This window comes from Capnocytophaga sp. HP1101, assembly GCF_054772415.1.
Map to the genome: position 1 here is coordinate 43,974 of NZ_BPUU01000015.1, position 14,877 is coordinate 58,850.

Annotated in this window: 12 protein-coding genes; 7 read left to right on the forward strand and 5 right to left on the reverse strand. The window is 40.8% G+C overall.

Annotation, left to right across the window (positions count from 1 at the left end):
* Nucleotides 1–28: 28 nt before the first annotated feature.
* From RCZ04_RS09440 to RCZ04_RS09465, 6 genes are all read left to right on the forward strand, one after another.
* A complete protein-coding gene (locus RCZ04_RS09440; RefSeq protein ID WP_460485787.1) occupies nt 29–331 on the forward strand; it encodes a winged helix-turn-helix domain-containing protein in 303 nt (100 codons plus the stop codon).
* A 223-nt stretch (nt 332–554) separates the two neighbouring features.
* On the forward strand, nt 555–1,901 hold the full coding sequence (gene creD / locus RCZ04_RS09445) for a cell envelope integrity protein CreD (protein WP_460485788.1): 1,347 nt from the start codon (nt 555–557) through the stop codon (nt 1,899–1,901).
* Between the two features lie 818 nt (nt 1,902–2,719).
* Nucleotides 2,720–3,076, forward strand: a complete 357-nt coding sequence (locus tag RCZ04_RS09450; RefSeq protein ID WP_460485789.1) for a 4Fe-4S dicluster domain-containing protein — start codon at nt 2,720–2,722, stop codon at nt 3,074–3,076.
* Between the two features lie 52 nt (nt 3,077–3,128).
* Nucleotides 3,129–4,382 carry an NAD(P)/FAD-dependent oxidoreductase gene (locus RCZ04_RS09455; RefSeq protein ID WP_460485790.1) on the forward strand — a complete coding sequence of 418 codons (1,254 nt, stop codon included), beginning with the start codon at nt 3,129–3,131 and terminating at the stop codon, nt 4,380–4,382.
* Between the two features lie 90 nt (nt 4,383–4,472).
* Nucleotides 4,473–6,476: a hypothetical protein gene (locus RCZ04_RS09460; RefSeq protein ID WP_460485791.1), complete on the forward strand. Its 2,004-nt coding sequence runs from the start codon at nt 4,473–4,475 to the stop codon at nt 6,474–6,476.
* Between the two features lie 57 nt (nt 6,477–6,533).
* Entirely contained in the window at nt 6,534–7,844 is a 1,311-nt protein-coding gene (locus RCZ04_RS09465; RefSeq protein ID WP_460485792.1) for a phenylacetate--CoA ligase family protein, read from the forward strand.
* A 46-nt stretch (nt 7,845–7,890) separates the two neighbouring features.
* On the opposite strand, the gene RCZ04_RS09470 is transcribed toward RCZ04_RS09465, so the two are convergent.
* The 4 genes from RCZ04_RS09470 to RCZ04_RS09485 all read right to left on the reverse strand — a co-directional run bounded on the left by RCZ04_RS09470 (nt 7,891) and on the right by RCZ04_RS09485 (nt 10,872).
* Entirely contained in the window at nt 7,891–8,472 is a 582-nt protein-coding gene (locus RCZ04_RS09470; protein WP_460485793.1) for a hypothetical protein, read from the reverse strand.
* Nucleotides 8,469–9,122, reverse strand: a complete 654-nt coding sequence (locus RCZ04_RS09475) for a hypothetical protein (protein WP_460485794.1) — start codon at nt 9,120–9,122, stop codon at nt 8,469–8,471. The genes RCZ04_RS09470 and RCZ04_RS09475 overlap by 4 nt, the downstream gene beginning before the upstream one ends.
* A gap of 75 nt (nt 9,123–9,197) precedes the next feature.
* Nucleotides 9,198–9,641: an acyl-CoA thioesterase gene (locus RCZ04_RS09480; protein ID WP_460485795.1), complete on the reverse strand. Its 444-nt coding sequence runs from the start codon at nt 9,639–9,641 to the stop codon at nt 9,198–9,200.
* The gene (locus RCZ04_RS09485) at nt 9,616–10,872 is read right to left on the reverse strand and encodes an ABC transporter permease (protein ID WP_460485796.1); all 1,257 of its coding nucleotides are present in this window, start codon (nt 10,870–10,872) and stop codon (nt 9,616–9,618) included. Before RCZ04_RS09485 ends, RCZ04_RS09480 begins: the two co-directional genes overlap by 26 nt.
* 156 nt (nt 10,873–11,028) lie before the next feature.
* Between RCZ04_RS09485 and typA the strand changes: the two genes are divergently transcribed.
* A complete protein-coding gene (gene typA, locus RCZ04_RS09490) occupies nt 11,029–12,834 on the forward strand; it encodes a GTP-binding protein TypA/BipA (protein ID WP_460485797.1) in 1,806 nt (601 codons plus the stop codon).
* A gap of 133 nt (nt 12,835–12,967) precedes the next feature.
* Here the strand turns inward: typA and rpsA are convergent, their stop codons facing one another.
* Complete coding sequence (gene rpsA / locus RCZ04_RS09495) at nt 12,968–14,728, reverse strand: 30S ribosomal protein S1 (RefSeq protein WP_460485798.1); 1,761 nt, start codon at nt 14,726–14,728, stop codon at nt 12,968–12,970.
* Between the last annotated feature and the right edge of the window lie 149 nt (nt 14,729–14,877).

The window sequence follows — 14,877 nt, forward strand, 5'->3', positions numbered from 1 at the left end:
ACCTAACACCTGATACCTAACACCTAATTTGAAGACTTTTTTAGCACATATTAATAAAGCTTTTGACCACCGCATACGCTTAGCAATTATGTCGGTGCTGATGGTCAATGACAGTGCCGACTTTAATACCCTGAAGGAACTTTTGGGCGTAACCGACGGCAATCTGGCAAGCCATACCCGTGCCTTGGAGGCTGAAGAGTATATCACTATTGAAAAATCATTCGTGGGACGCAAAACTAATACCAACTATAAAGTAACGAAAAAAGGTAGGGAAGCGTTTCAAGAACACTTGAATGCGCTGGAAAAAATTATTGGGAAAATAGGAGATTAAGAAATTAAAGAATTTGAAAATTAGCAAATTAGAAAATTAGACTTTGTCAAAATCTTAGGAATTGACCTCCCCCTAGCCCCCTCCAAGAGGGGGAACTGTAGCGACGCAAAAGCGTCTTATTTTTTAGGAAGACACTTTGAAATACAAAGTGCTTTTAGTATTAATTATTAATTGTTAAATGTTAATTGTTTAATGTGAATTATTAATTATAAATTTAAATATTATGTTTCCAGAAAAACCATCAACAACATCTAATGTATGGCAATCAAACACGTTTCGTTTGGTGCTTATCGGGGCGCTTACTTTGGTATTGCTCATTCCGCTTTTATTGGTGCAAAACTTAGTGAGCGAACGCAAACAGCGTCAGCAGGAGGTTATCAATGAAATTGATAGCAAATGGGGACGCGAGGTCTTTTTCTATGGGCCTATTCTCAAAATCCCTTATAAGGTGTATACCGACAGGAATAAGAATGTTTTTGAGACTCAGTATGCTTATTTCTTCCCTGAAGAGCTCAAAAATACTTCCAATGTGAAGACTGAGGTGAAGAAGCGCAACAACTACGAATCGGTGGTGTTCAATGCGAGTATGGACTTTACAGGTCGCTATGTAGCCCCTGATTTTAGCGTCAAAGGGATTGCTAATGAGGATATCAGTTGGGATAAGGCTACAATTCTCATTCGCACTACCAACCTCGCGAGTATCAAGAACGGGGTGAGCATTAAGTTGGGAGGCAAGGAGTACACTTTTGAGCCTATCTATGAGAAGCGCGACAACGACAATTATTACTACAATGACGACGAAAGTAGCAGTAACGAGGTGGCTTCGCTTGAAACGAACTTTATCAACTATCAAGATTTTTTGGCGAACCCAGCGTTTAGCTTTACGGTGCAGTACGACGGCAGTAAAAAAATAGCCATTGTACCTATTGGGAAGACTACCGAGGGTACCCTCACTTCCAATTGGGCGAACCCCAGCTTTACAGGGAACTTTTTGCCTTACGACAAGCAGATAAACAGCAATGGGTTTAACGCTTCGTGGAAGGTGTTACACATCAACCGCCCGTTTGCACAACAGTCGTTTGGGAGTTTACCTAGCATTGCGCAATACACTTACGAGGTAGATTTTATCATTCCGGTAGACCAGTACCAGCAGAATGAACGTGCTGCTAAATACGGGTATTTGGTGATTTTTCTCACTTTCTTGATATTCTTCTTGATACAGAGCATTAGCAAGATCAAGATTCACATCTTCCAATACTCGATGATAGGCTTGGCATTGGTGTTGTTCTACACATTGCTCATCTCCATTACAGAGCACAGCAGTTTCTCATTTGCCTATTTCATCTCCTCGCTAATGACCATAGGACTTATCAGTTTGTACTCGGTTTCGATATTGAAAAACAAGAAGTTTCCTACCTTCATCGGACTTTCGCTCGCTGCAATTTACGGTTTTATCTACGTGATTATCCAGCTTGAAAGCTATGCTTTATTAGTAGGCAGTATTGGTTTATTCACCATTTTGGCTATCGTGATGTACGTATCGCGAAAAGTAGAATGGGAAAGCAAATAACAGGTAAAAGGTAAAGCCAGCGAGGGCTCACAGCTGGGTATGTGAGTAAAAGGTAAAAAGTGAAAGGACTGTTAGAGATTCTCTAGCAGTCCTTTTAATATATAATACCGATAATGATAAAAGTTAAAAGATAAAATAAAGGAATATATAAAAATAATTTTGGAATAAATCGAATTAATTCGGAAGTGTGGTTGAGATGGTATCATTGTATGGTTAGCTTATAGAAAGCTTATAGGAACCTTATACGAATGTTGGACGATTGTTATACAATAGCTATATAAAAGGTTGATAGTGAGTAGTTAAAAGTGAAGAGGGCGAGAGTTAAAAAATGTTAATTAGGTGAAGAGAGAAAAGAGTTAGCAACACGGGCAGTCGTAGCACGACAGGCAAGTAGGTAGAGAGTGAATGAAGGAAAGGCGAAGGAAACCTCCCCCTAGCCCCCTCCAAAGGGGGAATGTAGCGACAAAAGACGGTGCGAGCCGCACGGGCAGATAGTGTGAGCCACACAGGCATATAGAGAAATGAGGAAGGTAACCTCCCCCTATTCACTTACTCCGCTCTCGCGGACAACCTCCAAAGGGGGAATGTAGCGACAAAAGACGGTGCGAGCCACACAGGCAGATAGTGTGAGCCACACAGGCAGATAAAGAAGAGACGAAGGAAAGACGGAGAAATGATGAAGGATAAGGCTTGCAAAAAAGGAGGAATGGAGCCGTTTGTAGAAGGTGATTGTGAGGGATAGTTGAATAATAAAAATAAAAGTATTATCTTTGCACCCTTTTTAACTGATAATTCATAACTAAAAACATAAAACTCAAGTGGCTATAATAATAACTGACGATTGTATTAACTGTGGGGCTTGCGAGCCAGAATGTCCTAACAATGCTATCTATGAAGGTGCTGATAACTGGCGCTATAGTGATGGTACGACCTTAAAAGGGAGAGTGGTATTGCCCAGTGGCTTGGAAGTAGATGCCGACGAACCTCAGCAACCTATCAGTGATGATATTTACTTTATTGTGGCAGATAAGTGTACTGAATGTATTGGATTTCACGACGAACCTCAATGCGCTGCCGTATGTCCTGTGGATTGCTGTGTGCCCGATGACGACCATAAAGAAACAGAGGACGAACTTTGGGCTAAAAAACGTTTTATTCATAGCGAAGAGGCGTAGTTTCGCAAAAAAATACTATACTTGCCTCGTAACTCTTAAAAAAGCAGTATTAATGAAAAAAGAAGTAACAGAAGTATTGGTAATTGGCGCTGGACCTTCGGGTTGTGTATCAGCAGCTTATTTGCACAACAACGGCGTGAAGGTGCGCGTAGTTGAAAAAACTAAATTTCCGCGCTTGGTAGTAGGCGAAAGCCTTATCCCTCGCGTGATGGATCATTTTGATGAAGCGGGTTTTATGCCTGCTTTGCGAGCCCAAAAATACGAAGTGAAATGGGGTGCACGCTTTATCCGTGGCGAGCAAGTGTGTCAGTTCGATTTTAGCAAAAAGTACGGCAAGGGTTGGGATTGGACGTGGCAAGTGCCTCGTGCCGATTTTGACAATGTATTGGCGCAGGAGGTGATTCGCAAGGGTGTAAACCTCACCTTTGAAACTGAGGTTACCGATGTGCAATTCTTCCCCGACCATCAGGTAACTACTGTGAAAGATGCGAATGGCGAACTTACCGAAATTACGTCTAAATTTGTAATCGATGCCAGTGGTTATGGTCGCGTATTACCCCGCTTGTTAGACCTCAATTCACCTTCTAAATTAGACGATCATTCCTCTATCTTCACCCATATCAAAGAGGATAAGGTACGTCCAGCAGGCGAGGAAGGCACGCTCATTTCATTTGACGTATTGGAACGCGAAGTGTGGTTGTGGGTCATTCCGTTCTCGAATGGCAATACCAGCGTAGGCATCGTAGGTCCTACTCACTATATCAACAGTTTATCGGCTTCGGGCGATACCGAAGAAGCTTTGCGCAAAGCTATCAAAAGCTCTGATTTCTACCGCGAACGCTTTGAACATTCCGATTTTCTGTTCAAACCCAATAAAATACAAAGCTACTCTTGTTCCGTGAAAAAGCTCTTTGGTAACGGTTTTGTACTCACGGGTAACAGTACCGAGTTTCTCGACCCTGTGTTCTCTTCAGGGGTGGCTTTTGCTACCGAATCGGGGATGTTAGCAGCTAAACTCGTGAAACGCGAACTTTCAGGTGAAAAAGTAGATTGGCAAAAAGAGTACACCGACTATATGCAAAGAGGTATTGATGTGTTTACTTCTTATGTAAGAGAGTGGTATACAGGCAATTTGCAAACACTCTTTTTTCATCAGCCTGCCAATGAAGAGGTGAAGAAGAAGATATGTGCTGTGCTTGCAGGTTATGTGTGGGATACTACCAATCCGTTTGTTACGAAACACAAGCATATCATTGAGAATATGGCGTATGCGATTGATAACGGCTTGGGAATGAAAGAAGCATAAGGTTTTTTTGTTGAATAGCAAAAAAATATTATCTTTGCACCCAATTACGCAAGACAGCTAACGTTTAATTTAAAACTCTAAACTAACAAAGTGCAAACAGAAGAAAAAGAACTATACCGCTTTACTGAAGCAGGTGATTGGACAAGCTCCCTTTCGGACAGCGAAATGGAAAAACTTTTAGTAGAAACTGACTTCTCTCGCGAACAAACCGACGAGGGGCGCGATTACTGCTATTTCTTACATAAATACAGCAGAGTAGACGACGATAGCACGTCCGACTATACCTTGATGGCTTATACCCTCACTCAGCCTGAGAACTTGGAACGCGCCTCAATGTACGATATGATCCTTGAGGAAAACGAATACTTCACTATCCATCGCATCAGTGTGTATCGCAATGGTCAGTTGATTGATAAAACAGCCGATACTACTATCAAAGTGTTAGACAACGAAGGTCAAAGTGGACGCGGGATCATCAGCAGTTCTAAAAAGCTGAACTTCTCTATCAAAGACCTTCACTTGGACGATATTCTCATTTTGGAAGACACTAAAACCAAAGTGTTTACCGAGAAAGAGTTCTTGCGTCGTGACTTTATGAAGTACGTGTATGTAACGCCTGATACCTATTGGGCATATGGTAAATACCACTTTAAGCTGATTAACAATCGCAACAAACGTGTAGCTTATAAAGATGTGTTCTTCCGCGATGAACAAGGTAATGTAATCCCAAGTCAAGTGAAGTATTTAGCACAAGGCGAAGCCTTTGAAGTACTGCAAGAGAACTACATTAATCCGGTAGACCCTAATCGCGAAATCTTTCCTTTTATTGATTTTGCTACTGATAGCACTTGGAAAGAGTTATCTAACTATATTTATCCGCTTTATGAAGAGGTGTTCAATGCCAAACCCGCTGATTTTGCTCCTGATTTGGTGGAGAAACTCAACGGTATGGCTACGCTCGACGAGAAATTACAGTATGCTATTGAGTTTGTACAGAACAACATTTACTACGTGTACAACGCCGATGAGATGAACGGTCACAAACCGCAAGCTCCTGCGCTTACCTATCAAAATAAGCAAGGCGACTGTAAAGCGAAGTGTGTGCTACTCAAGTCTATACTCAACTATCTTGGGGTAGAGGCTTCTGTGGTATTGGTGAACTACAATTCCGATTATTACTTGCAGTTCTACCTCCCATCCTTGCTTTCGTTCAACCACGTGGTAGTGAAAATCAACTACAAAGGCAAAGAATATTTTATAGATGCCACTGCTCGTAATGAGTTTGGCAAATTGGAAAAACGCGCTGTGATTTCTTTCTGCCACTATATGGAAATCTTACCTAACCAAGAGCTACAAGTGCGCAAACCTACTCGTTTTGACGACTTTTGTATCGATGAACGCATCAGCTTAGACGCCAAAGGCAACACAGGCAAAATCCAGTTGCTCACTACTTATCGCTACAACCGTGCCAACGCGATGCGTGGTTACTTCAAATCGAGCAACAAGAACGAGCGTTTGGATAGCTGGAACAACTCGCTCTTCTATGCGCTCAACTACGTGAACGACCGCAAAGGCAAGGATTTCCGCGAGATTTTCAAAGATGCGACTTTGCAAATTGTGAAGGACGATAAAGTGGAAAACGAATTTGTAGTGAAGTATGAGGCGACTATTGAGCAACCTTACTTTGTGGATACCGAAGGTCGCCGTTTCTTGATGTACTACGATGGTAGCGTGCTCAAAAACAGTATTCGCGAACACCAGCACAGCGATGCGAGTTTCTGGCATAACTTCGATAGCGAACGTTACGAAATTGAGCTCAAAACCGATGAAAATATTGATACGAAAGAGAAATACACTGTACAAGAGTGCGATATCAAGAACGACTACTTTACTCACAAAACCCAAAAGTTCATCACTAAGAACTCTGGTAAAGTGATTGTTGAGTACAATCCTCTCACTAATATTGAGTTGCCACTGAACAAGTTAGAACCTATTCGCGAAGACTATCACACTATGGCCGATAGCAATTTTGGTATTGGCATAGACGTAGTAGAAAAGGGATTTTTTAACTCTTTAAAACGACTTTTTAAATAAAATACTTTGTCAAAGTCCTTGCCCCAAGCGAGGACTTTGACAAAGTTTATAAAAACAATGAACACACTGATTCCAACCATAGAAACCCAATCAAAGGCTGAAATTGTAGCTTTTCAAGAAGCTAAATTGCGCGAACTACTGCAATACCTCAATGAAAAATCAGCTTTTTACCAAAAGCTCTTCCGCAAACATCGTATTAATGTTGATGAAATCCGTACCCTTGCCGATTTACAACAAATTCCCACCACTCATAAGGACGACCTCCAGCGTGAGAACGACGCTTTCCTTTGCGTGCCCAAAAGCGCTATCGTCGATTATGCTTCTACCTCTGGCACTTTAGGCACCCCCGTTACTTTTGGACTTACGGATAAGGATTTGAACCGCTTGGCTTACAACGAAGCGATTTCGCTGGCTTGTGCAGGCATTCAAAAAGGCGATGTTGTCCAACTGATGACTACTATCGACCGCCGTTTTATGGCGGGACTGGCTTATTTCTTAGGTATACGTGAGATGGGCGCGAGCATTATTAGGGTAGGAGCGGGTATCCCTGAATTGCAATGGGATTCTATCCGCTTGTACGAGCCTAAATATCTCATTGCGGTGCCTTCGTTTGTGCTGAAGATGATTGAATTTGCCGAGAAAAATAACATTGATTATCGCGCCTCATCGGTGAAGGGGGTAGTGTGTATAGGCGAAGCCTTGCGCAATCAGGATTTTACACCTACGCTTTTGGCTCAGAAGATTACCGAAAAATGGCCGGGATTGCAGTTGTATTCTACGTATGCGTCTACTGAAATGAGCACGACTTTTACCGAATGTGAGTACCAGCAAGGTGGGCATCACCACCCTGAACTCATCATCACCGAAGTATTAGACGATGAGGGGTATCCCGTCCCCGATGGAGAGAGTGGCGAACTCACGATCACTACTTTAGGGGTTGAAGGAATGCCACTGTTGCGATTCCGTACAGGCGATATTGTAGCAATGCACACTTCAGAATGCAGTTGCGGCCGACATACAGCGCGAGTGAGTCCGGTATTAGGACGCAAACAACAGATGATTAAGTATAAAGGAACGACTCTCTATCCCCCTGCTTTGATGGATTTGCTCACTAACTTTGAGGCGATAGAGAACTACATCATTGAAATCAATACGAACGACATCCTCACCGATGAAATTCTCATCAAGATAGGCACCAAAACGCCTTCTGAAACCTTGCGCGAACAGATTAGTAATCACTTCCGCGCCAAGCTGAGGGTAGTGCCTAAGATTGAGTTCTGCGATATTGCCCAAATTGAACAACAACTCTATCCTTTAGGCAGTCGCAAACCGATGAAATTTGTAGATAAACGCAAACCGTTAAATTAATTACATACTTTGTCAAAACTTCAAACTTTGACAAAGTTTTTTTGTTTTACTTTTTTGTTTTAGCTTTTATTTTTCGATACTTCTCTCTCTTTTCAGCTATAGCATCTTCTAAACTTATCATTTTTGAATCTAAATAGATTCGGTTGAAAGCGAAAAGTCCTTTTTCTATTTCTCGAGCTGTTTTGCCATATTGCTTAGCAAGGTTTCTAATTTTAGTTAAATACTTATCCCAATTTTCAATGGTAATGTCTACCCAATCGATTTCACCAAGGTCTTCTAAAGCACATACACAACGAACATCAATAATAGGATAGTTATTATCTCTATCTGTTACACTTAAAATTGCAGAAGCGACCGGAATTCTTACACCTTTGAGTTCTGTAAGCTTCTCTATTTTTTTCTTTTCGTCACTTTCTGCAAAGGCTTCTTGGGTGATTTTCTTTACAAGAGTTGCATCGTTGGAATCATATCTTTTTTTAGCACGGCGTGATTTCCACAAGCAAATTTGCATAAATTGTTCTTTTTTGAGATAGCCTTTTTTACGCCATTTTTTTCCACGTTTGTAAAGTTCTTTTTCTACATCGTAAGACTCTATGTAGAAGTCTAATTTTTTAATAAATTCTTTCATTTTAATTCTTTTAGGACTTTATTTTTTAAAAGTAAAAATTTCTCATAAGAGTTGTAAGGAGCTCCTTCTTTAACTCTTTCACTATATGTATCGAATAATTTTTTTAGTTCTTCATTAGATATGTTTGCCATTTTGCCTACAAAGTAGAAAAAAAGACATTGGTCATAAAGGTAAGGTTTAGTCTCTATATTTTCTTGAACTACCCAATTGTATACTTTTTTGATGTCATAACATTCATTGAGAAAAGGTATCATAATAGTTTTATAATATTCTTCCCATTCTTCAAAAAGTTCCTCAGGCTCTTTATAGCGTATCATAGTGTGTTTTCTAAGTTCCTCAGGTGTCAAACGTCTACCAAAAGAATATTTGTCTGGGATCTCAGAAAAAGTACACCCTATTAATTCACTGTGAAAAGGGCTAATACCCAATGCTTTCAACTGCTCTAAAACTAAGAGATTCCGATAGTTTACGTAGGTTGTGAACCTATTTCTCGTAAAGCGAAGTCCAATTTCAAACTGATGCTCTCCCTCTGTTTTGACAAAAAACATAAAACTTATACAACTTCTTTTTGCATCTATATCAAACCCTTCATTGGTTAATTTTTCATAGACCTTTTTTACAAATACTTCTGTATATATAACACCTCTCATTGTGCTTAGAAATTTTTGCAAAAGTAAGAAAAATAACCTTCAAAAACAAGAAAAAAGCTGTTTTTTTGATAATTGTCAATTATCAATTGTTTTCGCCCATTCTTCAAAAAACTTAGGCTTATACAGCGACAAACTATTGTCTTCTAAAGAAGTAAATACCTGTACAGTTTCTCCTGTACACACTAATTCATCAGCTTCGTTGTAGATAAAATACTGAAAGATGAGTTTTGCTACATTTGTGGGGATATAGTGTGTTTCAATGCGCAAGCGTTCGCCGTAGCGCACCATCTTCTTGTGTTCGCATACGCTCTTCACAATGGGCGTGGCATAGCCTTCGCGTTCTACATCAAGGTACGAAATGCCGTATTTTCTACCAAAAGCTTCTCGTCCGTCTTCAAAATATTTGATATAGTTGCCGTGCCACACAATGCCCAGTGGATCGGTTTCGCTAAAGCGCACAGTAATAGTAAGGCTTTCTGATAATTTGGTGGATTTATACGTTTCTTTTAGCTTTGTCATAACAAATAGAAATAAGAATACAAGTGATAAAAAAGAGCAGCAAAGCGCCCATTTTGGGGAGCAAACTACCCCAAGCGCCGTCTCTCAGCAGTACGTCGTAAAAGGCTTGTAAGCCCCAGTTCATAGGGGAAATATTGGAGAGCAGTTGCATCAAGTGAGGCATTGCAAAGGTGGGGATCCACACGCCTCCTATAGCTGCAAAAAGTACGGTAAGGGTAGCTCCTAAGGGTGCCGATTGTTCTTGCGTTTTGGCGAGTGTGCCTAAGAGTACCCCTAAGCCAATAGCCGAAAGCCCCGAGCAAATCGCTACCGCCAAGAGCCCTAAGAGCTTGCCACTCACTTCTAAGATAGGTAAACCCAAGTAGGGGAATACGAATACGCCCATCACCACCATCAAACCGAATTGCAATAAGCTAATCATCAAAAAGACAATTACTTTAGCGGTGAGCAAAGCCGAGTAGGGTAGGGGGGAGGTGAAGAGTCTTAAGCCTGTACCTTGTGTTTTTTCCTTTACAATACTCGCCGATAGTGGGATAGTAATGAAGAAGATAGCAAACAGTGCCCACGCTGGAACATTGTGCTGGGTAGCATTTGGGATTGCTGTGGTAGCCGTATTGGGGTTGATTTCGCGAAAACTCACCAAAGCTTCGGTTTTAGGTAGGGTCATCCCTTCGTCTAACTCGCGTTCAAAAGCTTGGTATATAAACTGGTTTTCAATTTGGTATAACAATTTATCAATACCGCTCTTCACGCTTTCTTTAAAGGAAGTTTGCAAAGTAGGGTCGAAGTAGAGGCGTATTTCCTTAGCCGTATAAGCAATTGCCTGAGGGGCAGCCTCTTCCCCCGCAAAGGCGTTGATAATTGTGCTTACTTCTGCTTGTACTTTGTTTTGCAAATCAGAGGAAAGTTGCGAGGGGATCACAATGGCCAATAGGTAGTTGCCCTTGAGCACTTCTTCGCGTGCCACCGCCTCACTGATAGGCTTTCCGTTTAAGGTTTTCACCATTTGGAACGCACTGCCTTCTAAGTTTTTACTGATATTTTGGGCAATCTCGCCACCGTCGTTATCTACTAATAGTACGGCTGTTTTCTGTTCGCTGATATTCTTAAAAGCGCCATCCTGCAACAGCGTGATAGTCACCACCAACAGCAAAGGCATCGCAAAGAGGATCACCAATGCCCCCACATCGCGCAACAGCAATAAAGCTTCTTTTTTGATAGATTGAAACATAATGTTTTTAAATAGAGGGCAAAGATAGTAAATTAATACAAAAATACACTAAGTAATATCAGAAATGACAATGACTGTCGATTTACGGATTTGCTAATTTGCTAATTACTTCGTACTTTTGCACCCTCAAATTTTTTAAAACACAAATTAATATCTATGACCGCTATTAGAAATATAGCTATTATTGCCCACGTCGATCACGGCAAAACTACTTTAGTAGACAAGATTTTACACCACTGCGCTCTCTTCCGCGACAATCAAGATTCAGGTGAACTGATATTAGATAACAACGACCTCGAACGCGAACGAGGGATTACTATCCTCTCTAAAAATGTATCTGTAGTTTACAAAGATATCAAAATTAACATCATTGATACCCCTGGCCACGCCGACTTTGGTGGTGAAGTAGAACGAGTGCTCAATATGGCCGATGGCGTGCTCTTGCTCGTCGATGCCTTTGAGGGACCAATGCCACAAACGCGCTTTGTACTTCAAAAGGCTATCGAAATGAAGTTGAAACCTATCGTGGTAATCAACAAAGTTGATAAAGAAAATTGTACTCCTGATGAGGTGCACGAGGCTGTATTTGACTTGATGTTTGAACTCGGTGCTGAAGATTGGCAACTCGATTTTCCTACTGTATATGGCTCAGCTAAACAAAACTGGATGTCAGAAGATTGGCATAAGAAGACCGATAGCATCGCTCCGTTGCTTGATATGGTGGTTGAACATATTCCTGCTCCTCAAATAGAAGAAGGTAGTTTGCAAATGCTCATCACTTCATTGGACTACTCTACTTTTACAGGACGTATCGCTATCGGTCGTTTGCACCGCGGTACACTAAAAGCGGGTATGAATATCTCCCTGATGAAGCGCGATGGAATAATTGTGAAATCTAAAATCAAAGAATTGCACTTGTTCGATGGTTTAGGGCGTAAGAAAGTTGACGAAGTACAAGCAGGCGATATCTGTGCGATTGCAGGCTTAGAAGGCTTTGAAATCGGCGATACTATTGCCGATTATGAAAATCCTGAAGCACTCCCTACCATCGCTATCGATGAGCCTACTATGAGTATGCTCTTCACTATCAACGACTCTCCTTTCTTTGGCAAAGACGGCAAGTTTGTAACCTCCCGCCACATCAAAGAACGTTTGGAGCGCGAATTGGAGAAAAACCTCGCTTTACGCGTAGAACCTACCGATAGTGCCGATAAGTTCATCGTTTATGGTCGTGGGGTATTGCACCTTTCTGTACTCATCGAAACAATGCGCCGTGAGGGTTATGAATTGCAAATTGGGCAACCTCAAGTAATCATTAAAGAAATCGACGGTGTCAAATGTGAGCCTGTAGAAGAGCTTACTATCGACTTGCCTGAGAATGTAAGTGGTAAAGCGGTAGATTTAGTTACTTTGCGCAAGGGTGAAATGTTAAGTATGGAGCCCAAAGGCGAACGTATGATTATTAAATTTATCATCCCGTCACGTGGTATTATAGGCTTGCGCAACCAATTGCTCACTGCTACAGCTGGCGAGGCAATTATCCACCACCGCTTCTTGGAGTTCCAACCTTTCAAGGGTGAAATTGCAGGGCGTATCAATGGTTCGCTCATCTCTATGGAACAAGGTACTGCCATTCCCTACTCTCTTGATAAACTGCAAGACCGCGGTAAGTTCTTTATCTTCCCTGGTGAAGAGATTTATACAGGTCAGGTAATAGGCGAAAACTCTCGTAGTGGAGATATCGTTGTAAACGTTACAAAGACTAAAAAACTTACCAATGTGCGTGCTGCAGGTTCTGATGAGAAAGTAAAATTAGCACCTCCTATTAAGTTTTCATTGGAAGAAGCCTTGGAATATATCCAAAAAGATGAATATGTGGAAGTAACTCCTAAAAATATGCGTTTACGCAAAATCTACTTAGACGAGAACGAACGCAAACGCCACGAAAAAGAGTTTAAGTAAGATTTAATATCTAATTGATAAGCCTCAGTAATTTTAGTACTGAGGTTTTTTTGTGTTTGATAAATAAAAAAAGTCGTCACTTCCCAGCAACGACTTTTCCTCATTAAAACAAAAAATTATGAAAAAAACTAAATTACTTCTCTTTTTCCATCTTGTCTTTCAACTCTTGTAACGCTTCAAGGTCACCAAGTGTTGATTTTTCGACTGTAGATGAGCTGGTATTTACAGCAGCTTCTTTAGCTATTTTCTCTTCTTCTTCTTTAAAGATAGCTGTGTGAGAAGCTACTACACGTTTAAATTCTTTGTTAAATTCAATTACTTTGAACTCAGCAGTGTCTCCTTTACCCAATTTCTTGCCGTCTTCTTTTTCTAAGTGGCGAGAAGGTACAAAAGCTAAAATGTCTTCGTTGAAAGGAACGGTTGCACCTTTGTCTACCATTTTAGAAATAGTACCTTTGTGAACTGTACCTACGGCAAATTCAGTTTCGTATTTGTCCCAAGGGTTAGGGGTTGTCTGTTTATGTCCTAATGACAATTTGTGTCCTTCAGCATCTAATTCAAGTACTACTACTTCAATCTTATCACCAGAGTTTACAAATTCTGATGGGTGTTTAATTTTCTTAGTCCAAGAAAGGTCGGTAATGTGGATAAGACCATCAATACCTTCTTCCAATTCTACGAATACACCAAAGTTAGTGAAGTTACGAACAGTACCGGTATGTTTAGAACCTACAGGATATTTTTCAGTGATGTTAATCCAAGGGTCTGGAGTGAGTTGTTTGATACCCAATGACATCTTGCGCTCGTTGCGGTCGAGAGTCAAGACAACAGCCTCTACTTCGTCTCCAAGTTTTACAAAGTCTTGAGCAGAACGTAAGTGAGTACTCCAAGACATTTCAGAAACGTGGATAAGACCTTCTACACCATCAGCGATTTCTACAAAAGCACCGTAGTCGGCAATTACCACTACTTTACCTTTCACTTTGTCGCCTACTTTGAGGTCGTCAGCCAAAGCATCCCAAGGATGTTTGCTAAGCTGTTTCAAACCTAATTGAATACGTGATTTGTTGTCGTCGAAATCGAGGATAACTACGTTCAATTTTTGGTCTACCGATACCACTTCGCTTGGGTGGTTGATACGTGCCCAAGAGAGGTCGGTGATGTGAATCAATCCGTCTACACCGCCAAGGTCTACGAACACACCGTAAGAAGTGATGTTTTTCACAACTCCTTCGAGTACTTGTCCTTTTTCGAGCTGACTGATGATTTCTTTCTTTTGTTCTTCGATATCTGCTTCGATGAGTGCTTTGTGAGAAACCACTACGTTTTTGAACTCGTGATTTACTTTCACAATCTTGAATTCCATTGTTTTGTTCACGAATTGCTCGTAGTCGCGGATAGGTTTCACATCAATTTGTGAACCAGGCAAGAAAGCTTCGATGCCAAATACATCTACTATCATACCGCCTTTGGTACGGCTTTTTACGAAACCGTTTACGATTTCACCATTTTCGTAAGCCAAGTTAATTCTATCCCAAGCTTTAAGCGTACGTGCTTTGCGGTGAGAAAGTACTAACTGACCGTTTTTGTCCTCACGGATGTCGATAAGCACTTCCACTTTGTCACCTACTTTGAGGTCAGGATTGTAACGAAACTCGTTGAGAGAGATAACGCCTTCTGATTTTGCATTGATGTCGATAATCGCTTCTCTATCAGTGATGCGAGTTACAACTCCTTCTACTACTTCGTTGTCTTGTGTATCAACGAAATTGTTTTTAACCAATTCTTCAAAGTTTTTCAATTGGTCTTCTTGTACGCTGTCAATACCTTCTTGGTATTTGTCCCAGTCAAAGTTTTGTAAAAACTCCTCTGGATTTTGAGTGTTTTCAGCCATTTGCTGATAATAAAATTTGTATTTCCCATATAGAAATGAGAGTATCTTAGTAGGGCTATTTCTAATAGGAAAGAATGAAACAATAATGATAAATTAATACTCTATGCCCTTAAAAAATTACGGCAAAATTACAAATAATCTTTGAATTA

Excerpts from the sequence above, each read along its gene's own strand:
- creD (WP_460485788.1), top strand. The coding sequence starts at position 555 with ATGTTTCCAGAAAAACCATCAACAACATCTAATGTATGGCAATCAAAC.
- RCZ04_RS09455 (WP_460485790.1), top strand. The coding sequence starts at position 3,129 with ATGAAAAAAGAAGTAACAGAAGTATTGGTAATTGGCGCTGGACCTTCG.
- RCZ04_RS09465 (WP_460485792.1), top strand. The coding sequence starts at position 6,534 with ATGAACACACTGATTCCAACCATAGAAACCCAATCAAAGGCTGAAATT.
- RCZ04_RS09470 (WP_460485793.1), bottom strand. The coding sequence starts at position 8,472 with ATGAAAGAATTTATTAAAAAATTAGACTTCTACATAGAGTCTTACGAT.
- RCZ04_RS09475 (WP_460485794.1), bottom strand. The coding sequence starts at position 9,122 with ATGAGAGGTGTTATATATACAGAAGTATTTGTAAAAAAGGTCTATGAA.
- RCZ04_RS09480 (WP_460485795.1), bottom strand. The coding sequence starts at position 9,641 with ATGACAAAGCTAAAAGAAACGTATAAATCCACCAAATTATCAGAAAGC.
- RCZ04_RS09485 (WP_460485796.1), bottom strand. The coding sequence starts at position 10,872 with ATGTTTCAATCTATCAAAAAAGAAGCTTTATTGCTGTTGCGCGATGTG.
- typA (WP_460485797.1), top strand. The coding sequence starts at position 11,029 with ATGACCGCTATTAGAAATATAGCTATTATTGCCCACGTCGATCACGGC.
- rpsA (WP_460485798.1), bottom strand. The coding sequence starts at position 14,728 with ATGGCTGAAAACACTCAAAATCCAGAGGAGTTTTTACAAAACTTTGAC.